The sequence below is a fragment of the Mesorhizobium sp. B2-5-13 genome (assembly GCF_006440535.1).
GTDB classification, from domain to species: domain Bacteria; phylum Pseudomonadota; class Alphaproteobacteria; order Rhizobiales; family Rhizobiaceae; genus Mesorhizobium; species Mesorhizobium salmacidum.
In genome coordinates, this window is the sequence record NZ_VFUI01000006.1 from 279,712 (window position 1) to 300,263 (window position 20,552).

A 20,552-nucleotide genomic window follows, 5' to 3' on the forward strand; every position below is an offset into this window, starting at 1 on the left:
TTGCAGTTCTGACTTGTTTGTTTAGCTGCAGTACATGTTCGCCCCAGCACCTCCCGCCCTGGCCCGCCACGCACGTCAGGTGGCCCCGGCCGACCTGTTCCTCCTCGTTGCTTCCTTAAGCTGCAACGAAAGTATCATATTATCAATAATAAACAAGGAACATTCTGTCGCTTATGTATAATAAACAGCAGTTGGACTTCACGCTGGCTAGAATGGTAGCGCTACCAGGAATGCCTGTAAAGGCTGATTTCAGCAGGTTCTAAACTGCTTCACCGTGCCGTGCTCTCGCGGCACTTGAGCTCGAAGCCAAGGTCGACGACCCGCTGTTCCGGCCTGTCACCCGATATCGCCGCCAGCGCCATGGCGACCGCGCGCCTGCCGATTTCGTAGCGATGGGTGCGGATGCTGGTGATCGAGGGAAAGGCTACCTGCATCATGTCGAGATCGTTGAAGCCGACAATGCCGATGGTCTTCGGCACGTCGATCGAGGCGCGATGGCATTCGAACAGCACGCCGAGCGCGATGTCGTCATTGTTGCAGAACACGCCGTCGAGCGTCGGCATTTTGGCAAGCGCATCGCGGAATAGCTCGCGGCCAAGCGGCACGCTGGAAGGTACCGGCGTGGTGGTGATCAGGCGCGGGTCCAGCAGGCCGGCCTTCTCCATCGCCAGCCGGTAACCAGCCAGGCGCCGCTGCGAGCGCGGGTCCATGCGCGCACCGATGAAACCGATCCGGCGATACCCCGCCTCGATCAGGTGCTGGGTCGCCGTCATGCCGCCTTCGAGATGCGAGAAACCGACCATCATGTCCACGGGATCGGGTCCGGTCTCCATCACCTGAACCACCGGGCAACCGGCATTTTCCAACAGCTTTCGCGAGGTAGGTGTCTGGTCGATGCCGGCAACGATCAGCGCTGCCGGTCGCTGGGAGCCAAACACCTGCAGCAGCCGCTCTTCCTCCAGTCCGGAATAGTGCGTGTTGCCGAGTTGGATGCGGAACGGGCTGTCCGACAGGCTGTCATAGATGCCGCGCACCACCTCCGCGAAGACGTTGTTGGTCAGCGAAGGCACCAGCACGCCGAACACCTCGGCCCGCGCCGAGGCCAATGCCCGCGCGTTGGGATCCGGCACATAGCCGAGCTCTTCGATGGCGGCCAGGATCTGGCGGCGCAGTTCCTCGGAAACGCGCTCCGGCTCGCGCAGCGCGCGTGAAACGGTGATGGCGCCGACGCCGGCCTTGCGTGCCACGTCAGATATGGTCGGGCGGCCACCGCCCCGGCGCGAGCGCGGCTTGATCAAGGCCTTGGCCCATGCGCCTGGCCATTCAAGCACGCCCGCAATGCGATCTTTCCAGCTGTCGCCATCTCACCGGCCTGTTTCAGCATCCATCGGCCCCTGGCGTCGCGCAGTGACTACCTGTTGTCAAGCTGAGCCATTGAGTGGCTGTGCTTGGCCTTCGTCAGGCCGCTACGGCCGCCCTGTGCCTCGCGTTCCACATGAACAGCCCGATCGCCAGTATGTTCAGCAGGTCCCAGGCAATGCCGTTCAGGAACGCGGCGGCGTAGGAGCCCGTCAGGTCGTAGATCCAGCCCGACATCCAGCCGCCGATCGCCATGCCGAAAATCGTCGCCATCATGACGATACCGATGCGCTGGCCGGCCTCCTTGGCCGGCAGGTATTCGCGCACGATGATCGCGTAGCAAGGCACGATGCCGCCCTGCGACAGGCCGAAGACCAGCGACACGACATACAGCGAGGCGAGCCCGTCGAACGGGATATAGAACAGCAATGACAGGCATTGCAGCACAGATCCGATAAGCAACGTTTTGACGCCGCCGATTCGGTCGGCGACAAAGCCCGAGGCAAGCCGGCTGACGACGCCCGCGGCCATCATGATCGACAGCATGTCGGCGCCATGCGCCATGCCGTAGCCGAGGTCCATGCAATAGGCAACGATATGCACTTGCGGCATCGACATCGCCACGCAGCAGCCCAGTCCCGCGACGACCAGCAATATCTGCAGCATCGCCGGCGACAATGAAATCGGCTGCACCGGCCGACTTCCGGGCGAGCCGGCGGCCGTCGCTTCCGGAGCGCCGCGCCGCAGCAACAACACCAGCGGCACCATGGTGACTAGGCAGAAGACGCCGATGGCGGCATAGGTGAAGCGCCAGCCTTCCGCCTTGATCAACGTCGGCATGACGGTGGGCCATATCGCTCCAGCGAGGTAATTGCCGGCCGCCGCCGCCGTAACGGCGACCCCGCGCCGGCGGTTGAACCAGTGCGAGATATCGGCAATCAGCGGCCCGAAGATCACCGATGTGCCGACGCCGATCAGTACCCCTTGGGCAAGGGTGAATTGCAGGATCGAGGTCGACAGAGCCGCGAGCAGGAGACCGGCGGAGAGCGCGATCGAGGAAAACAGCGCCGGTATCCAGTAGCCCATGCGGTCAATGGCGCGGCCGACCAGCACATTGCCGGCGGCGAAGCCCACCATGGTCGCGGTGTAGGGCATGGATGCCGCGGCGCGGTCGACGCCGAACTCGGCCTGTACTGCTGGCAGCACGACGACAACGGCCCACATGCCGACCGCACCGATCGTCGCCAGCAGCATCGAGATGGCCAGCCGCATCCAGGCATAGGAACTGTCGATGCCGGGGCTGGGCCGGCTCACGTCGGTTCGCGTCAAAGGCGTTTCCTGTCGGCGGTCTCAATCGTTGCTGTTTTGGCCACTATCGACGCATTCTCGGCGCACAGCAGCGCCACAGCGGGCAAATCCGTGGCTCCAGGCCGGTACGAATGCGGGAACCGACGCCCAACATCTGGAGTTTCCGATCAGCAACCTTGCAAAGGAGTCCCAGCTATGACCGCCACCAAGCAGAAATGGTCGGCCGAGGTGACCGAGCACAGCAATGCGATGGATCTCGAGGAGCATGTCTTCGAATCCGACGACGCCAAGAAGATCGCCGCCTCGCTCAAGCGGTCGGCCGAACACAGCCACCGCCGTAAGGCCGAGCCCTTCCAGTCCGCCATGTCGATGCTGAATTTCTACATCAACCGGGCCGGCAAAAACCTGCCCGCGGCGCGCAAGAAGGTCCTTGAGGACGCCAAGGACGAACTGCGCGCCGCATTCGGGCGTCCAAAGGAGGATTAGCCGCCCTCGCCCGCCAATGGCACCTGACTAAATGGGGCGCCCTATTGTTTGATCTCGGGTTCGACGAGCTTGGCCAGGTTCCGTAGCGACTCCTGCCAACCGAGATAGCAAGCTTCCGCGGGAATGACATCAGGGATGCCGGCCTGGGTGATGTTCACTTCGGTGCCCACGGACACTTTCTTCAGCGTCACGGTCACCTCGATCTCGCCGGGCAGGTTGGGATCGTCGAACCTGTCTGTGTAGCGCAGGAGTTCGCCCGCGACGAGTTCGACATACTCACCGCCAAACGAGTGGCTGTCGCCAGTGGTGAAGTTGCGGAACGACATCTTGAACGTGCCGCCGACCTTGCCCTCGAAGTGATGGACCGTGCAGGTGAAGCCGTTCGGCGGAAGCCATTTGGCAAGCGCATCCGCTTCGAGGAACGCGCGGTAGACCTTCTCCGGGCTGGTGGTCAGAACGCGATGCAGACGAACGGTGCTGGGCATGTCAAATTCTCCTTCCTGGTTTCCTGTTCAATACCCCAAGGACGGGGACCACAAAGCCCATCCGACACAGGCTCTCGAATTTTTTGGCGATGCCGGCCTGAATTGCTTCGAAGGCCTGCAAGGCGGAAACGCCTGAGTGCCGAATGGCTATGTCGGTGAATTCTACCGCGAACGTATGACGTTGTCGGTATTGGCCAGCAGCTTGCGCACGGCATTGCGCGCCGCATCGGGCCGCTGCAGGCGGATATTCTTTTCGATTGCCTCGTGCATCTTCTGGGCGAGCTGCAAATCGTCGAGTTCCCGGGTCGTGTAGGTGAACAGGTGATCGAAGGCGGATTCGATCAGCACGCCGAGGGGCACCAGCAGATCATTGCCCGAGGCGCGCAGGATGGCGAGGTGGAAGCGGGTGTCGGCGCGGGTCCGTTCCTGCAAACTTTTCGCCTCGCCCATCTCCCGGCAGGCCTGGCTGATCTCGGCCATCTGCTCGTCGGTCCGCCGCATGGCGGCAAAGGCGGTCGCTTCCGGCTCGATGATGTGGCGGAATTCCTGCACCGTCCTCAAGAACACCTCGCGGTCCGGCGACGTCGCGTACCAGGCAAGCACATCGCGGTCGAGCAGGTTCCAGCGTTCCTTCGGTTCGACCCAACTGCCGATCTTGGGGCGCGATGCCAACAGGCTCTTGGCCATCAGCATCTTGATCGCCTCGCGCACCGCCGACCGGCTGACGCTGAAGGTCTCCGACCACTTCGCTTCATTGGGCAGGATGGTGCCGGGCGGATAATCGCCGCGCACGATCCGCAGCCCAATCTCGCTCGCCAGCGACGCATGCACACTGGAGCCCGGGATACGCGCCGCGTCGGGCCGGCGAGCGCCGGTCGGGCGCTCGGCGGCTACAGCCTTTTTGGGCGATTTTTCCTTGTTCGGCCTCGCGTCCCGCATGAGTTCCAGAAAGGCCGGTTTAGGGAAGCTGTCAAGCGCGGTGCGGCCGTGGGGCGGCAAAGCCGGCTTCTATGCACAACCCAGCCGTGATTCGACCACGCTCAGCCTGTCTTGACGTATTTGCGCCAGCTATGCTCGGGCCGGAAGCCGAGCATGTCACGCGCCTTGCGGTTCGACAGCAGCGTCTCATATTCACCGAGTTCGCCCTTGACCGCCACGCCGGGATAGAACCGCTTCAGGAGTTGGGCGGTCGGCAAATCGGACGAGGTGTCGTCATTGGCGGCATTGAACACCTGGTAGCCCAGCCCGTCCTTCTCGATGGCGCGCAGCGTGATCTGGCCAAGGTCGCGCGCGTCGATGTAGCTCCAGGCAATACGTTTGCGAAAGCCCGGATCGGCGAACCATTTCGGAAACAGCGAATACTCATGCGGCTCGATGACGTTGCCGATGCGCAAGGCATAGATGTCTGTGCCATTGCGCTGCGCGAAGGCGCGCGCCGTCTTCTCGTTGACGATTTTGGACAGCGCATAGCTGTCCATTGGATCGACATCGTAATCTTCGTCGAGCGGGAAATGCGTGGGGTCGCGTGGTTCGTTGGCGAACACCAGGCCGTAGGTCGTCTCGCTGGAAGCGATGATCACCTTGCGGATGCCGAGCTTCACCGCAGCTTCGATCACATTGTAGGTGCCCATCGCGTTGATGCGGAACACCTCGTTGTCGGGCGTGATCATGATGCGTGGGATCGCGGCGAAATGCACCACGGCGTCGACCGGCTGCGGCCGTAGCGACGGATCGAATTCGTGCAGCCCCATATAGCTCGACAGCGCGTTGAACACCTGGCCGCTGTCGGTGATGTCGGTGATCAGCGTGCGCACCTTGGGATTGTCGAGCGGCCTGGTGTCGATGTTGAGCACTTGGCAGCCCTGCTCCACCAGATATTGCACGACATGGCGCCCAGCCTTGCCGCTGCCGCCGGTGAACATGATCCGCTTCGTCATTTCTGGTCTCCACGAAAGTCCTGGGATTGACGTGTATTGTCAGACAATATTGCTTTCCGCAACCGTCTATGGCTAAAACAGCGGCAACATTATCGATAATTGCAAACAGGACAGCTAGCATGAACACCACCGCCACCAGTGAGAAGATCGGCTTTGTCGGCCTTGGCCTGATGGGTCACGGCATCGCCAAGAACATCGTCGACAAGGGGTATTCCCTGACCTTCCTCGGCCGCAAGAACCGCAAACCGGCGGAAGATCTTCTCGGCCGAGGCGCCCACGAGGCATCGACCTCCCGCGACGTGGCGGCGGCATCCGATATCGTCTTCATCTGCGTCACCGGTTCGCGCGAGGTGGAGGCCATTATTCGCGGTCCCGGCGGCCTCAAGGAGGGGTTAAAGAAGGGGTCGGTCGTCGTCGACTGCTCCACCTCCGATCCGGTCTCGACGGTTGCGCTTGCCGCAGAACTCAACGCGCTTGGCGTCGACTATGTCGACGCGCCGCTCAGCCGCACCCCGAAGGAAGCCTGGGAAGGCACGCTCGACGCCATGGTCGGCGCGCCCGACGCCGTCTTCGCCAGGGTCAAGCCGGTGATCGACACCTGGGCCGGCCGCATCGTCCATATCGGCGACACCGGCGACGGCCACCGCATGAAGCTGCTCAACAATTTCATCTCGCTGGGCTATGCCGCGATCTACTCCGAGGCATTGGCCCTGGCGGAGAAGGTCGGCATCTCGCCGCCGCGTTTCGACAGCGTGATCCGCAACGGCCGCATGGATTGCGGCTTCTACCAGACGTTCATGCGCTGGACGCTGGAAGGCGACCGCGACGCCCACAAATTCACCATCGCCAACGCCTTCAAGGACCTGACCTATCTGGAATCGATGGCCGGTGCGGCCGGCATCGCCAACCCGCTCGGCAACGCCACCAAGAACTCCTTCGCCGGCGCCCACGCAACCGGTCCGGCCGAGCAGTTCGTGCCGATGCTGGCCACGCACATCGCCAAAGTGAATGGCGTCGACCTGATGCCGATGAAGGACGGAAAGAAGCAGACGATCTGAGACCCGGACCGCCGGCGGGCCTTACCGCCGGCCCCTTCCGATCCCCTCATCGGTGTCGGCAAGCAGCTTGTGCACGGCGTTGCGCGCCGCCGCGGGCCGCTGCAGGCGGATGCTCTTCTCGATCGCCTCGTGCAGTTTCTGCGCCCGCCGCTGATCGCCGACCTGGCGCGTGGTGAAGACGAAGAGATGGTCGAGCGCCGATTCGATCAGCACGCCGAGCGGCACCAGAAGGTCGTTGCCCGAGGCCCGCAGGATGGCGAGATGAAAACGCGTGTCGGCACGAATGCGCTCGGGCAGGTTGGCCGCCTCGCCCATCTCGCGGCAAGCCAGGCTAATCTCGGCCATCTGCTCGTCGCTGCGCCGCATGGCGGCAAAGGCGGATGCTTCCGGTTCGATGATGTGGCGAAATTCCTGCACGGTGCGAAGGAACGCTTCGCGATCCGGCGCGGTCGCGTACCAGGCCAGCACGTCGCGGTCGAGCAGGTTCCAGCGCTCCTTCGGCTCGACCCAACTGCCGATCTTTGGCCGCGACGCCAAAAGGCTCTTGGCCATCAGCATCTTGATTGCCTCGCGCACCGCCGAACGGCTGACATTGAAGGTTTCGGCCCATTTGGCCTCATTGGGCAGGATGCTGCCAGGCGGATAGTCGCCGCGTACGATCCTGAGACCAATCTCGCTGGCGAGCGAGGCATGGACGCTGGACCCGGGAAAGTGCGCCGCATCCGCCCTGCGCATGGCTGCCGGGTCGTGGCTGGCTTGCGCCTTGGCCCGGCCGGTTTTTTTCTTTGCCTTCTCGTCCGGCATCCACGTTCCAATAGGTCGGCCGCCAGTCACCCGGATTGATCCGAACCCGCGCGGCGCACCGATCCCGTTGCCGAAAATCCAAACCACTGACGCGTCAAAGCCGGGGCCCGATTGCCCCAACCATGGCGTCCTGTTGAAGAATTGAGGAAACGGGGCGCTCGTTGGCGAGCGCCCCGAAATCGCGGCCTACTTCTGGATGCAGGTGTCGACCGTGTCCTTGGTGCATTCGTCGAGACCGGTGAACACCGGATCGTCGACCTTCTTGCCTTCGACCAGGTCGATCATCACCGATGGCGCCTTGTAGCCCATTTCGAAAGGCCGCTGGCCGACCAGCGCGGTGACAAGGCCATCCCTGGCGATCGCCACCTCGTCGCCGATCGTGTCGGCGGCGCCGATGACGAAGTCGTTCTTGGCCAGCCGGTCCTTGAGCGGTTTGACCAGGTCGCGATAGGGCTGCGGCGCACCGAACAGCGGCCAACCGCCCATGATGCCGAACGCGTCGAGCTTGGGGTTGGCGGCGAGGATGTCGGTCATCGCCTGAACGCCCTTGGCGCCATCGTCATTGGTGAACACCGGGCAGCCGGCGACTTCCGTCCAGCCGCCTTCGCCGGCAAGTGCCGTGAGGCCTTCCTTGCCCGTCAGCGCGTCGCGCATGCCTTGCGCGCGGCGCAGGATGTTGTCGGCCGCCGGATTGCCCTCGATGGTGCAGATCGTGCCACCATTCGGCTTGGCCTTCTTGATGTACTCGCCGATCTTCTTGCCCATCAAATAGTTGTCGGTGCCGAGATAGGTCTTGCGCAGTGCCGCGTCTTCCTTGGCGAGGTCGGCGTCGACGGTCATGATCGGGATCGACGGATTGGCGCTCTTGATCGTTTGCGCGATCAGCGGCGCGTTGGACGGCGAGATCGCCATCGCCACAGTGTCGGCCTTGCTCAGCATATCCTGCACGATCTGCGCCTCGCCGGCCTCGTCGGAAGTCGATGCCGGGCCGGTGTAGAAGCATTCATATTCCGAGCTGGCGTTTTCCTTGTTCCATTTCTCGCAGCCCTGGTGGATGGCTTCGAAGAATGGATTGTCGAGACCTTTCACCACGATGACGAGCTGCTTCTTGGCCAAAGCCGGCCCGGCGCCCAACGCCATGGCGGCGACGGCGGCGAGCAATACTGTTTTCCTCATGTCAGTCCTCCCTTTGCAACCAGACGGACACGGCGTGCCCGCCACACAAACCAGCCAGGATGCGAGATGACTGAGACGCGTGCGCCCATTCAATCCGGCCGGGCCGATAAGCATTTTCGGATGCGACCCTCCCAGCGACGACGCTGCACGATCGCCAAAACCTTCTTGCCGCTGGCGCCGCCGATGGCGTCGTCAAAGCCGGCATGTCTTCCTCCGACGCTCAACTAATAACGGCTTGCCGCCAACGTCAATGCTATTTGTCCTACAAAACGGATTTTTCAAAATCCGCACGGCACTATTCGTCTGACAATTGCCTGTTCGACAATTGACGCCCGCGACGCCATTCGCGTAAATGACCGCATCGCTGTCCCCGGGAGGAGCTGGGGAAAGCCGATGGAAGCCGTCGCCTGTCCGTGGGCGGATAGGCCAGACATGGGAGGCAAAGACGGGTGTCGGTTCTCGAACTCACCAACATCTCGAAGCATTTTGGCGCCATCCAGGCTGTCAACGACGTGTCGCTGTCGATCGAACCGGGCCAGGTTGTCGGCCTGATGGGCGACAATGGCGCCGGCAAGTCGACGCTGGTCAAGATGATAGCCGGCAACTTCCGGCCGAGCCACGGCACGATGCGGATGGATGACAAGGAACTGATCCTGCACAAGCCGGTCGAGGCGCGCCAGCACGGCATCGAGATCGTCCACCAGGACCTGGCGCTCTGTAACAATCTGACGGCGGCGGCCAATGTCTATCTCGGGCGCGAATTGCGCCGTGGCGTCGGCCCGTTCCGCATCCTCGACTATGCCGCGATGTACAAGCGCGCCGGTCAGATCTTCGCCGAGTTGAAATCCGAGACCCGCCCGCGCGACCTCGTCAAGCAGATGTCGGGCGGCCAGCGCCAGGCGGTGGCGATCGCCCGCACCATGCTGTCGCAGGCCAAGATCGTGCTGATGGACGAGCCGACGGCGGCAATCTCGGTGCGGCAGGTGGCCGAAGTGCTGAACCTCATCCGTCATCTGCGCGACCAGGGCATCGCGGTAGTGCTGATCAGCCACCGTATGCCCGACGTCTTCGACGTCGCCGACCGCGTCATCGTCATGCGGCGCGGCAGGAAGGTCGCCGACAAGGCGATCGCGTTGAGTTCGCCCGAGGAAGTCACCGGGCTGATCACCGGCGCCATCGAGCAGGTGGCATGACAATGGCGACCCCGGATTTCACCGCGCATCGGCAGCGCAGGAAAGGTCTATAATGGCAGTCACCCTTGACCAGACGATCGCGCAGAAGCAGCACAGCTTCCTGTCGCGCCTGTTCTCCAGCCAGACTTTCTGGGTGGTGATCGCCGTCATCCTGGCCTGTATTTTCCTGTCCTTCGCCACCGACGCCTTCGCCACCTCGAAGAACCTCTACAACATCACCCGCAACATCACCTTCGTCGCCATCGTCGCGCTCGGCATGACTTTCGTCATCATCACCGGCGGCATCGATTTGTCGGTCGGCTCGGTGCTGTGCCTGTGCTCGATGGTGCTGGCCGTCACCATGCATGCCGGCTATTCGATCGAGATCGGCATTCTGGCTTCGATCGCCACCGCGCTCGTCATCGGTGCCTTCAATGGCATTTTTATCGCCTACCTGGGCTTTCCGCCCTTCGTGGTGACGCTCGGCATGCTGTCGATCGCCCGCAGCCTTGCCATGGTCGCCTCCAACAACACCGTCGTGTTCCAGTTCGGGCCGGACCACGACAAGCTGCTGGCGCTTGGCGGCGGCGCCTGGGTGTTCGGCATCGCCAATCCGGTGCTCTACATGATCCTGCTGGCGCTGATCACCGGTTTCATCCTGCGCTGGACGAAGTTCGGCCGTCATATCTTCGCCATTGGCGGCAACGAGCACGCGGCGACGCTGACCGGTGTGCCGGTGCGCCAGATCAAGGTCGCCGTCTACATGATCTCGGCGCTGTCGGCCGGCATTGCCGGCATCATCGAGACCGGCTGGCTCGGCGCCGTCACCACCAATCTCGGCAACGGCATGGAACTGCAAGTGATCGCCGCCACCGTCATCGGCGGCGCCAATCTGGCCGGCGGCGTCGGCACCGCCTTTGGCGCCATCGTCGGTGCTGCCCTCATCGAGGTGATCCGCAACAGCCTTGGCCTGCTTGGCATCAACGCCTTCTGGCAAGGCACCTTCATCGGCGGCGCCATCCTGCTGGCGGTTTTGTTCGACCGCATCCGCAATTTCAGGCGCAGCGATTAGCGCTGCATCCACCTTCCCCCCCTTGTGGGGGAAGGTGGCCTCGCGAAGCGAGGTCGGATGAGGGGTGTTCCAGGAAATACCAACGCCTCACTCCGCTGGAACACCGCGCCGGAGCGCTATTCCTTTCGCCTCCTATCGCTCAGTCTGAAAATCCGTCGCCAAGAACCCTTGCGAGCGCACGCCCCGGGCCCGTAGCTTGACGCGAGCCAGCACTCAGCCGCACAATCCCCCTGCAGGCGAAGGGAGGCCAGTCGCTTGCGGGAGGATATACCCATGACGGAAGCGATCAGGCTCTACTGGGGCCGGTTCGGACATGTTTCTGTCCTGAATGTCGCGAGCGACTTCGTCACCCATGCCCATGTCGAGGCACATCTGATCATCTGGCTCGAAGGCACCGCCGGCGAGATGACAATCGGCCGCGAGACGGTCCGCCTCGGCCCGGACACCGCCGCAGGCATCAACTCGCTCCAGCCGCATAGCCACGTCCTGTCCCAGGATGGCAGGCCGGGTCTGTTCCTGGCCTTTTACATCGACCCGGACTGGGCGCGCCGGCGCCGCGACCTGCCGTCCAGCGCGCCGCTGTTTTCGCAGGCGGCGATCGCGCTCGAGCCTTGGCTGCACCAGGCCGCCGCCAGCCTGCTCGATCATCTCACCGACGATGAAAGCGTCGACGATGTCGCCAATTACGAGATCGAGCGCTTCATCGACTCCGTGCTCGATGCCGCCGACGCTTCGGCACCGCAGGAGGCGCGCGGCCGCATAAACACGATGCAGGATTTCCGCGTCCGCAAGGCGATCCAGCTGATGAAGGCCAATGTCTGCGAGCGGATCTCGTTCGATGACGTCGCCCGCGCCGTTGGCCTGTCTAGGCCGCATTTCTTCGCCTTGTTCAAAGAACAGACCAATCTGACGCCCAACGTCTACTGGAACACGCTGCGCATGGAGGAAGCGGTGCGGCAGCTACAATGGTCGCGGGAGCCGCTGATCTCTGTCGCCTGCAATCTCGGCTTCACCACGCAAGGCAATTTCTCGCGCTTCTTCCGCGATCATGTCGGCGTGCCGCCGACGCTCTACCGCGAAGCCGCGCGGGCGACGGCCTGAACCGGCAGCCATCTGTTTTTCAGACTGGTTGATACACACTCAAGACGCATTGATAAGCGCTGCCCGCTCTGGCGCCCTACCCTTGCCGCAACGATCATTCGGAAGGGAACATTTTATGGCGAAAGTCACCATCTCCAGCGTCATCGACGCGCCGGTCGAAAAGGTTTGGGCGCGCATACGCGACTTCAACGGCCTGCCGGGCTGGCATCCGCGCATGGTCGAAAGCCATATCGAAGACGGCGAGGATTCCACCACGATTGGCTGCGTGCGCAACTTCCAGCTCGCCAGCGGCGCCCGCCTGCGCGAAAAACTGGTCGATTTTTCGGATGACGATTTCCTGGTCAGCTATTCCATCCTGGAAACACCGCAGCCGCTCACCAACCACAAGGCGACGCTGCAGCTCAGGCGCGTCACCGACGGCAACCGCACCTATGCCGAATGGACCGCCAGCTTCGACGCGGCCCCGGAGGAAGCCGACAAGCTGGCCGAGGGCATGGGTACCAATGTTTTTCAAGGCGGCTTCAATGCATTGAAGAGCCATTTCGCCGGCCAGAGCTGAAGGAGCGGGCCATGGCGCTGGCATTGCAGACATTCTCGACGGTGAAGGACGCGGATGCCGCCCTCAAGTCCGCCGGCACGCGCTATCTCGGCGGGGGTACACTCGTGGTCCGCGCGGCCAATGAAGGCGATGTCTCGGTCTCCGGCCTTGTCAGGTCGACCGACCCGGCGCTGTCGGCCATCGCGGTCAGCGGCGGTAAGGTCCGCATCGGCGCCTCGGTAACCATGGCGGAGATCGGCCGCCATCCGGAACTCGGTGCACTTGCCAAGGCCTCCCGCGCCGTCGGCGGTCCGGCGATCCGCAATATGGCGACCGTCGGCGGCAATCTGTTCGCACCGGCGCCCTATGGTGATTTCGCCGTCGCCCTGCTGGCGCTCGATGCTACGGTCGGCACCGATGAGGGCGAAACGCCCATCGAGACCTTCCTGGCCGGACGGGACGATAGTCGCGCCATCGTCACGTCGGTCAGTTTCACGAAGGCCGACAGCTTCCGCTTCCTCAAAGTGTCGCGGGTCAAGCCCAAGGGGGTCGCGGTGCTCAGCATCGCGGTCGTTCTGGAACAGGCTGGAGACGGGACCGTGTCCTCGGCGCGGATCGCGCTCAGCTGCATGGCCGATCGGCCGATGCGTGCCAAGGCAGCGGAAAAGGCGCTGCTCGGCAGGACGCTCGATCCGGACGGCGTCGCGGCAGCGCTGGCCGCCGCCACCAAAGGCACCGCGCCCATCACCGATCCCATCGCCAGCGCCTGGTATCGCGCTGAAGTCCTGCCGGTCCATCTCGGCAGGCTGTTGCTCAGCTAATCACACGTGGGGGCGCGCGCTTGCCCTGCGGGGCAGGCGCGCAAGGAGGAAGAATGGCAAAGGTTCCGGTTCAATTCACGCTCAACGGGTCTGAAAAGGCCGAGTTCATCGATAGCGCCACGACGTTGCTCAATGCCTTGCGCGACAAGATCGGCGACACCTCGCCGAAGGGCGGCTGCCACCAGGGCACGTGCGGCGCCTGCTCCGTTATTATCGACGGCGAGTTGAGGCTCTCCTGCCTGACGCTGGCCGAGACCTGCAATGGTGCAACGATCACCACCACGTCGGGCCTTGCCGAAGGCGGCGTGCTGCACCCGCTGCAACGGGCTTTTCTCGACACATTCGCTACCCAATGCGGCTTCTGCACGCCGGGCATGATCATGGCGGCCAAGGTGCTGCTCGACCACACCCCCAATCCCAGCCGCGAGGACGTCGTCGAGGCGCTGTCTGGGAACATCTGCCGTTGCACCGGCTACGAGCCGATCATCCAGGCGGTGCTCGCCGCCGCCCGCGCCAATTCGCAGAACGCGGCTTGAGGGACCAAAGAATGGAACTGCGCAAGAGCTACTTCGCCGATATCCGCAAGGACGATCTGCACGAGATCGGCCAGCCCCGGCCACGCTCGGATTCGCCCGGCCACGTCACCGGCAGAACCGCCTATTTCGCCGACCGTAATTTCCCCGGCATGCTGCACCTCAAGATGGTGCGCAGCCCGCACCACCATGCCCGCATCCGCTCGATCGACACCTCCGAGGCCGAAAAACACCCAGGCGTTATCAAGGTGCTGACGGCCAAGGACGTGCCGCACAATGTCTACACCATCCTGATCCTCATCCAGGTCGGACCGGAGGACGAGACGGTGCTGGCAGACGGCAAGGTGCGCTGGAAGGGCGAGGCCGTGGTGGCGGTGCTGGCCGAAACCGAGCGTGCCGCCCAGGAAGCGGCCGCCAAGGTCAAGGTCGACTATGAGGTGCTGCCCGCCGTCTTCGACATGGAAGAAGCACTGAAGCCCGGCGCGCCCATCGTCAACGAATATCACGGCCAGAACTATTACCTCTATGACAGCGGCGCGTGCCGCAAGGTGCGCTTCGGCGATGTCGAGGCGGGCTTTGCTCAAGCCGATCACGTGCTGGAGCAAAGCTATCAGTCCTCGCCGATCGAGCACGCGCCGACCGAGACCACCGGCTGCGTGGTGGCGCCTGAAGGCAATGACCGCTTCACCTGCTACACCAACACGCAGGCGATGTTCTTCACCCTCGACAACACATCGATCATCCTGCAGATGCCGGGCAGCAAGCTGCATTTCGTCGGCGGCACTGTCGGCGGCGGTTTCGGCGGCAAGGTCGATGTCATCGTCGAGCCGATCGCCATCCTCGGCGCAAAATTAACCGGGCGACCGGTCTGTTTTATCTACAGCCGCGAGGAGGAGATGCAGATTTCATCGCCCCGCGCGGCCGAAAAAGTCGTCATCAAGGACGGCGTCATGAAGGACGGCCGTATCGTCGCGCGGAAAGTCACAGGGTACACCGATGCCGGCGCCTACTCCCGCCACTCGCCCTATGGCGCGCAGAAGGGGGCGGGCCATTATCCCGGTCCCTACACCATCCCGAATGTCTGGATCGACACCTACTGCGTTTATACCAACCGCACGCCGTCATCGGCCATGCGCGGCTTCGGCGTCACCATCGGCGACTTCGCGCTGGAGGTGCAGATGGACAAGCTGGCCCGGCTGATCGGCATGGACCCGCTCGAATTCCGTTTCATCAACGCCTATCGCGACGGCGACATGAAGGCGCATCGCCAGCCGACGGAGGGCGCGGGGCTGATCGAGTGCATGCAGGAAGCCTCGCGCGTCGCCAACTGGCCGGTCGCGGAGAAATACATGGCGATGTCCTCCTACAAGAACGGAGCTTGAGATGGCGATCAGGCGCGGACGCGGCGTCGCCGCGATCAACTATCCCACCGGCATGAACCTTGGCGGCGACCCGACTCAGGCGCTGGTGCATTCGACCCCGACCGGCAACTTCATGGTGACGCTGTCGTCGGTCGATCTCGGCCAGGGTATGAAGCAGATCATGGCGCAGATCTGCGCAGAGACGATCGGCGTACCGACCGACCGCGTCGTTGTCGACACCGCCGACACCGATACCGGCCCGCATTGCATGGGCACCTTCGCCTCGCGCGGCACCCACCGCGCCGGCAATGCCGTCATCCAGGCCGCCAGGGAAGCCCGCCAGGTGATGCTGGAAGTGGCGGCCGAAGAGCTGGAGGTGAACGCGTCAGACCTCGAAACCGACGGCCAGGGCAACGTGCTGGTCAAGGGCGCGCCGCAGAAATCCATCTCGATCTTCGATGTCGCGCTGTCGGCGCATTTCAAGCGCGGCCGCTCGATCTCCGGCCGCGGCATGTTTTTGATCCCGCGCTCCTATCCGGAGAAGGAAACCGGCGCGATGAAGCCATCGACCTGCTACGCTCATGCCTGCACGGTCGCAGAAGTCGAGGTCGACGACGAGACCGGCGAAGTCACGGTGCTCACCGTCAAGAACGTCTTCGAGATTGGCCGCGCGCTGAACCCGAAAATGGTCGAGCAGCAGCTGGTCGGCGGCTCCTGGATGGGCATCAGCCACGCGCTTTACGAAACGACCGAGCCCTATTATCCCAACCGCGACCATGGCGGCACCGACTTCAACCAGTATCTGATGCCTGGCCCCGGCGACCTCGCCGAGACCGAGATCATCGTGCTGGAGCGTCCCTCGGCCGACGGACCGTATGGCGCCAAGGGGCCAGGCGAAATGTGCGCCAACCCGCAAATACCAGCGGTTGCCAATGCCGTCTTCGACGCCGTCGGCGTGCGCATCGACACGCTGCCGATCACGCCCGAGCGCATTTTGCGCGCGCTGAAGGCGCAGGGTTCCAACTGAGTGCTGAGAATGCCCGATGTGAACACCGAGACTGTCGCGACCTCGCCGGAGGCGGTGGCACAGCATCTCGCCGCCTCGCGCTATCTGGCCGACGACAGCCTCGCCACCGCCATCTTCCTTGCCATCCGGCTCGGCAAGCCGCTGCTGCTCGAAGGCGCGCCGGGCGTCGGCAAGACGGAAGCTGCCAAGGCGATCGCCGAACTGATCGGCCGAGATCTGGTGCGTCTGCAATGTTACGAAGGCATCGACGCCGCGCACGCGCTCTATGAGTGGAATTATCAGCGCCAACTGCTCGCCATCCGCCATGCCGGCGAGCATGAGATCGACATCTATGACGACCGTTTCCTCATTGCCCGGCCGCTGCTGCAGGTGTTGAAGGCGCCGCAGCAACGCGTGCTTTTGGTCGATGAGATCGACCGCTCGGACCATGAATTCGAGGCGCTGCTGCTGGAATTCCTGTCCGACTTCCAGATCAGCATTCCCGAGCGCGGCACCATCCGCGCCGAGGCACAGCCAATCGTCATCCTGACCTCGAACCGCACCCGCGAACTTGCCGAGGCGCTGCGTCGCCGCTGCGTCTATCACTGGATCGGCTATCCCGACGCCGAACGGGAGGCCGCCATCATCATGCTGCGCGCCGGCAATGTCGCCCAGGCCACCGCACGCGCCGTGGCGACAGCGGTGCAGACCATCCGAGCTCGCCCGCTGGCCAAGCCCCCCGGCATCGCCGAGGCGGTCGAATGGGCGAACGCGGCCACCATTCTTGAAAAAGGCGGCAGTCCGTGGCCGGAAGCCTTCCGCCGCGCCATCGGCGTGCTGATCAAAGACGAGGAAGACCTCTCCTACATCGCGCCCGAGCTTGGCAGCATCGTCGAGGAGGCGCTGGCGTGATGCGCGATGCCTTCTCCCTGCTCTCGGCGGGACGGCTTCACCGGCGTGTTCCGCAGCGCTGGCGGGACACGCAATGATGCGCGAAACAAGCTTGCCCCGTGCCGCCGCACCCTTCCTCGGCTTCGCCCGGCTGCTGCGTCGCTACGGTTTCGCCATCGCCCCCGAACAAGTCTCCGGCTTCATGCAGGCGGTGACATTGCTTGGACCACGCTCGATGGCGGATATCCGCGAAGCAGCACTGGCCACCCTGGCGCCGCCACCTGACCGTCGCGACGAATTCGAGGCGCATTTCCAGAGCCATTTTTATGGCGACACATCAGCCGTGGTGGAAGGCGACGCCGACGAGGAAACCCGCATCAAGGATGATGGCGGCGCCGACGACAAGCGGATCGAGGCCGAGGAGCGACAGGAAGGCGGTGAGCTTTCCTCGGCGCTGGAGCAGTTGAGCAGCCGCGACTTCCAGCGCGACGGCGACAGGCTGACCGTCTTTCGCCGCCGACTGTCGAGCGCCTTGCCCGCGCGCCGCTCCTTCCGCATGGTGCGCACTCATTCGCGCGGCAAGCTCGACCTGCGCCGCTCGCTCAGGGAAATCGTCAGCGCCGATGGCGATATCCCCTCGCCCTTGTTGCGCCGCCGCCAGACAGTGCCGCGCAAGCTGCTGATCCTCATCGACGTCTCAGGCTCGATGAAGCTTCACACGGCTGACTACCTCAAGCTCGCGCATGCCGCCGTGCAGGGCGCTGACCGGGCGGAAATCTTCACCTTCGGCACGCGTCTGACCCGCATCACATCAGCATTGCGCATCAGCGACTGCGACCAGGCGCTGGCGCGCGCGGCCGCCCAGGTCGACGACTGGGACGGCGGGACCCGCATGGGACCGACGCTGCTGGCTTTTCTGTCGGTGCCGCGCTTTTCGTCCTTCGCGCGCGGTGCGGCAGTGGTCATCCTCTCGGACGCGCTGGAGCGCGGCGACCATGCCGAACTGGAGACGGCGATGCGCCGGCTGAGCGCCCGCGCCTTCCGGCTGTCGCTGGCGACACCTCTGGCCGGCGACCCGCGCTTCCAGCCGGCAACGGCGGCGCTTCGCGCTATGCTGCCAGTGCTCGACGATCTGGTGGACGGCTCGTCGGTGAACAGCCTCACCGATTTCATCCTGTCGCTCGCCCGCCCCGCTCCACGGGCGGCGACACTCTGGAAAAGGGTATCGTGATGCAGAAAGCCATCGACGCGCATTTCCACATCTGGCGCCAGCAGGATCAGCCCTGGCTGGTCGGGCCGATGGTGCCGCGCATCTTCGGCCCCTACGAGCCGATCCGCCGCGATTATCCGATCGAGGAGTTTCTCGCCGACCAGCAGGGTTCGGGTGTCGAGAAGGCCGTCTATGTCCAGACCAACTGGGCCAAGGAGGATTTCGAAAAGGAAGTCGCCTTCCTGCAGAAAACGGCCGACGAGACAGGCTGGCCGCACGCCATCGTCGGCTACACCGACATGACGGTGGACGATGTCAGGCCCCAGATCGACCGCTTGAAAAAGTATCCGCTGCTGCGCGGCGTGCGCATGCAACTGCATTGGCACGAGACGCCCGCCTTCCGCTTCGCTGTCTCGGCCGATCAGGTCATCGATCCAAAAGTACGCGCCAATGTCGCCCGGCTGAAAGACTACGGCCTGTCCTTCGACTTGCAGCTCTTTCCTGGCCAGATGAAGGACGGACTGACGCTGGTCGGCGAGAACCCGCAAACCAATTTCATTCTCACCCATGCCGGCATGCTGACCGGCATGGACGCGGAAACCACCGAAGCCTGGAAGGCCGGCCTGCGCACGCTGTCGGCGGCGCCGAACTTCTACGCCAAGCTGTCCGGTCTGGGCACCTTCGTCCACCGCAACGACCCGGCGCTGATCGGCTATATCGTCGACAACGCGATCGAGATATTAGGCGCGGATCGCCTGATGTTCGGCTCGAACTTCCCCATCGAGAAACTCTGGACCAGCCACGCCGAGTTGATCATGGCGCATCGCGATGCCGTGGCAAAGCATGGTGCGGCCGCCGAGGCGGATATCTTCTGGAACACGGCGGAGCGGGTCTACCGGCCGGTTTGATCGCCCGGGACCGCCGCGCCATTGGCGCGGCGATACCCTGCACAGCCCTTACTGCGTCGGCAGCATGCCTTCGACATCGCTTGCCGCGTCAGTGAGCGCTTCCTTCGGGGTCGCCGACTGGTCGACGATCCGCGACAGATTGTCGACAATGGTCTGCGTCACCTTCACACCGTTGGTGCCCGGGAAAGCATACCACGGTATCATCCGCGGCATCTGGCTGAGCCCGGCCTGGAAGAGCGGGTTCTTCTTGTAGAAATCGCCGAGATATTCCGGCGATTTCGCCGCGAGCTCATTGTTGGGGACATAGCCCGTGCCGGGCACGACGACCGACGCGCCGTAAGGACCAGCGGCGAATTTCGCGAACTTCCAGGCGGCGTCCTGCTTTGCCGCATCCTTGGTCAGGATGACCACGGCGTTGCCGCCGGTCGGAAGATGGCCGTTGATTGGATCGATCAGCGGGATCTTGGCCGTGCGCAGCGTGAACTTGTCACCGACATTCTTGATGGTGTTGACCAGGGCGCCGGTGGTCTGGAACTCGAAGCCGACTTTGCCGGCCGCGAAAGCCTGCTCGCCCGCCGGCTTGGTGAAGACCGGCATGCCGCCCTCCTTCACCATCCGCTGCAGGATTTCCATTGCCTTCTCGCCCTCCGGCCCGTTGAAGGCGACCTTGCTTTCGTCCTCGTTCAGCATCTTGCCGCCAGCGCCGAACAGCAGCGCCGAAAACATCCAGTCGTCGCCTTGCCAGCGGAAGTCGATGCCGTCGACGCCATTGCCGAGCGCCTTGATCTTGCCGCCGAGCGCGATCACCTCGTCCCAGGTCTTGGGCGGATTGTCCGGATCGCCGCCGGCGGCTTTCACCAGGTCGGCATTGTAGTACATGATGGGGTTCGAGGTGGCGAAGGCGAGGCCGACCTGCTTGCCGTTGACCTGCGCCAACTTCAGGATCGTGTCGGAGAAGCCGAGCTCAGCCATGTTGCCTTCCTTCTTGACCAGCGGGCCAAGATCGACGGCAACGTCGCGCTCGTTGAGCATCCGCAGGCGGTTGAGTCCGATGAAGGTGATGTCGGGCATTTCGTCGGTGCCGGCCTGGCGAAGGATGGTCTGGATGCCTTCCTCGTAGGTGGCGGACGGGCTGGCGAACTGGATCTTGATGTCAGGATTTTCTTCCATGAACTTCTTCGAGATCGTGTCCATCACGTTCTTGAAGAAGCCGGGCATCGGGTAATGAACCGTCAGCGTCGTGTCAGCATAGGCCGGAAGGGCGAACGCCAGCGAAACCGCCGCCGCTGCGAGAATCCTGGGAAGTTGCTTCATATGCTCGTGCTC

Annotated in this window: 21 protein-coding genes; 13 read left to right on the forward strand and 8 right to left on the reverse strand. The window is 63.5% G+C overall.

Annotated features, from left to right (window positions below; genetic code table 11):
* Nucleotides 1-269: 269 nt before the first annotated feature.
* Together FJ434_RS13420 and FJ434_RS13425 are read right to left on the reverse strand one after the other, a co-directional pair.
* A complete protein-coding gene (locus FJ434_RS13420; RefSeq protein WP_140747764.1) occupies nucleotides 270-1,298 on the reverse strand; it encodes a LacI family DNA-binding transcriptional regulator in 1,029 nt (342 codons plus the stop codon).
* A gap of 160 nt (nucleotides 1,299-1,458) precedes the next feature.
* On the reverse strand, nucleotides 1,459-2,688 hold the full coding sequence (locus tag FJ434_RS13425) for an MFS transporter (RefSeq protein ID WP_140747645.1): 1,230 nt from the start codon (nucleotides 2,686-2,688) through the stop codon (nucleotides 1,459-1,461).
* Nucleotides 2,689-2,862: 174 nt separating this feature from the next.
* Between FJ434_RS13425 and FJ434_RS13430 the strand changes: the two genes are divergently transcribed.
* Nucleotides 2,863-3,153, forward strand: a complete 291-nt coding sequence (locus tag FJ434_RS13430; protein ID WP_140747648.1) for a DUF3175 domain-containing protein — start codon at nucleotides 2,863-2,865, stop codon at nucleotides 3,151-3,153.
* A gap of 41 nt (nucleotides 3,154-3,194) precedes the next feature.
* Here the strand turns inward: FJ434_RS13430 and FJ434_RS13435 are convergent, their stop codons facing one another.
* The 3 genes from FJ434_RS13435 to FJ434_RS13445 form a co-directional block, all read right to left on the reverse strand.
* Complete coding sequence (locus tag FJ434_RS13435) at nucleotides 3,195-3,638, reverse strand: SRPBCC family protein (RefSeq protein ID WP_027141553.1); 444 nt, start codon at nucleotides 3,636-3,638, stop codon at nucleotides 3,195-3,197.
* Between the two features lie 162 nt (nucleotides 3,639-3,800).
* Nucleotides 3,801-4,577: a FadR/GntR family transcriptional regulator gene (locus tag FJ434_RS13440; protein ID WP_027141552.1), complete on the reverse strand. Its 777-nt coding sequence runs from the start codon at nucleotides 4,575-4,577 to the stop codon at nucleotides 3,801-3,803.
* Nucleotides 4,578-4,678: 101 nt separating this feature from the next.
* Complete coding sequence (locus FJ434_RS13445; RefSeq protein WP_140747651.1) at nucleotides 4,679-5,575, reverse strand: NAD(P)-dependent oxidoreductase; 897 nt, start codon at nucleotides 5,573-5,575, stop codon at nucleotides 4,679-4,681.
* 68 nt (nucleotides 5,576-5,643) lie between these two features.
* Here FJ434_RS13445 and FJ434_RS13450 point away from each other — a divergent pair, with 68 nt between their 5' ends.
* A complete protein-coding gene (locus FJ434_RS13450) occupies nucleotides 5,644-6,633 on the forward strand; it encodes an NAD(P)-dependent oxidoreductase (protein ID WP_348640969.1) in 990 nt (329 codons plus the stop codon).
* 21 nt (nucleotides 6,634-6,654) lie between these two features.
* Here the strand turns inward: FJ434_RS13450 and FJ434_RS13455 are convergent, their stop codons facing one another.
* On the reverse strand, nucleotides 6,655-7,437 hold the full coding sequence (locus FJ434_RS13455; protein WP_140713611.1) for a FadR/GntR family transcriptional regulator: 783 nt from the start codon (nucleotides 7,435-7,437) through the stop codon (nucleotides 6,655-6,657).
* Nucleotides 7,438-7,623: 186 nt separating this feature from the next.
* Entirely contained in the window at nucleotides 7,624-8,613 is a 990-nt protein-coding gene (locus tag FJ434_RS13460; RefSeq protein WP_140502314.1) for a sugar-binding protein, read from the reverse strand.
* 449 nt (nucleotides 8,614-9,062) lie between these two features.
* Between FJ434_RS13460 and FJ434_RS13465 the strand changes: the two genes are divergently transcribed.
* From FJ434_RS13465 to FJ434_RS13515, 11 genes are all read left to right on the forward strand, one after another.
* On the forward strand, nucleotides 9,063-9,806 hold the full coding sequence (locus FJ434_RS13465) for an ATP-binding cassette domain-containing protein (RefSeq protein WP_140502313.1): 744 nt from the start codon (nucleotides 9,063-9,065) through the stop codon (nucleotides 9,804-9,806).
* A gap of 52 nt (nucleotides 9,807-9,858) precedes the next feature.
* Nucleotides 9,859-10,857: an ABC transporter permease gene (locus FJ434_RS13470; protein ID WP_140502312.1), complete on the forward strand. Its 999-nt coding sequence runs from the start codon at nucleotides 9,859-9,861 to the stop codon at nucleotides 10,855-10,857.
* 273 nt (nucleotides 10,858-11,130) lie between these two features.
* Complete coding sequence (locus tag FJ434_RS13475) at nucleotides 11,131-11,958, forward strand: AraC family transcriptional regulator (protein ID WP_140747657.1); 828 nt, start codon at nucleotides 11,131-11,133, stop codon at nucleotides 11,956-11,958.
* A 115-nt stretch (nucleotides 11,959-12,073) separates the two neighbouring features.
* The gene (locus tag FJ434_RS13480; protein ID WP_140747660.1) at nucleotides 12,074-12,517 is read left to right on the forward strand and encodes an SRPBCC family protein; all 444 of its coding nucleotides are present in this window, start codon (nucleotides 12,074-12,076) and stop codon (nucleotides 12,515-12,517) included.
* A gap of 11 nt (nucleotides 12,518-12,528) precedes the next feature.
* Nucleotides 12,529-13,317, forward strand: coding sequence for an FAD binding domain-containing protein (locus FJ434_RS13485; protein WP_140747663.1), 789 nt, complete (start codon nucleotides 12,529-12,531; stop codon nucleotides 13,315-13,317).
* Between the two features lie 53 nt (nucleotides 13,318-13,370).
* On the forward strand, nucleotides 13,371-13,853 hold the full coding sequence (locus FJ434_RS13490; RefSeq protein WP_140502308.1) for a (2Fe-2S)-binding protein: 483 nt from the start codon (nucleotides 13,371-13,373) through the stop codon (nucleotides 13,851-13,853).
* Nucleotides 13,854-13,864: 11 nt separating this feature from the next.
* A complete protein-coding gene (locus FJ434_RS30485) occupies nucleotides 13,865-15,232 on the forward strand; it encodes a xanthine dehydrogenase family protein molybdopterin-binding subunit (RefSeq protein WP_140747666.1) in 1,368 nt (455 codons plus the stop codon).
* Nucleotide 15,233: 1 nt separating this feature from the next.
* Nucleotides 15,234-16,238 carry a molybdopterin cofactor-binding domain-containing protein gene (locus tag FJ434_RS30490; RefSeq protein WP_140747669.1) on the forward strand — a complete coding sequence of 335 codons (1,005 nt, stop codon included), beginning with the start codon at nucleotides 15,234-15,236 and terminating at the stop codon, nucleotides 16,236-16,238.
* Between the two features lie 9 nt (nucleotides 16,239-16,247).
* Nucleotides 16,248-17,129, forward strand: a complete 882-nt coding sequence (locus FJ434_RS13505; protein ID WP_140713622.1) for a MoxR family ATPase — start codon at nucleotides 16,248-16,250, stop codon at nucleotides 17,127-17,129.
* A gap of 73 nt (nucleotides 17,130-17,202) precedes the next feature.
* Entirely contained in the window at nucleotides 17,203-18,339 is a 1,137-nt protein-coding gene (locus FJ434_RS13510; RefSeq protein WP_140747672.1) for a VWA domain-containing protein, read from the forward strand.
* Nucleotides 18,339-19,226, forward strand: a complete 888-nt coding sequence (locus FJ434_RS13515) for an amidohydrolase (RefSeq protein ID WP_181165916.1) — start codon at nucleotides 18,339-18,341, stop codon at nucleotides 19,224-19,226. The genes FJ434_RS13510 and FJ434_RS13515 overlap by 1 nt, the downstream gene beginning before the upstream one ends.
* 48 nt (nucleotides 19,227-19,274) lie before the next feature.
* Here FJ434_RS13515 and FJ434_RS13520 read toward each other — a convergent pair whose 3' ends face one another.
* Nucleotides 19,275-20,540, reverse strand: a complete 1,266-nt coding sequence (locus tag FJ434_RS13520; protein ID WP_140502302.1) for an ABC transporter substrate-binding protein — start codon at nucleotides 20,538-20,540, stop codon at nucleotides 19,275-19,277.
* Between the last annotated feature and the right edge of the window lie 12 nt (nucleotides 20,541-20,552).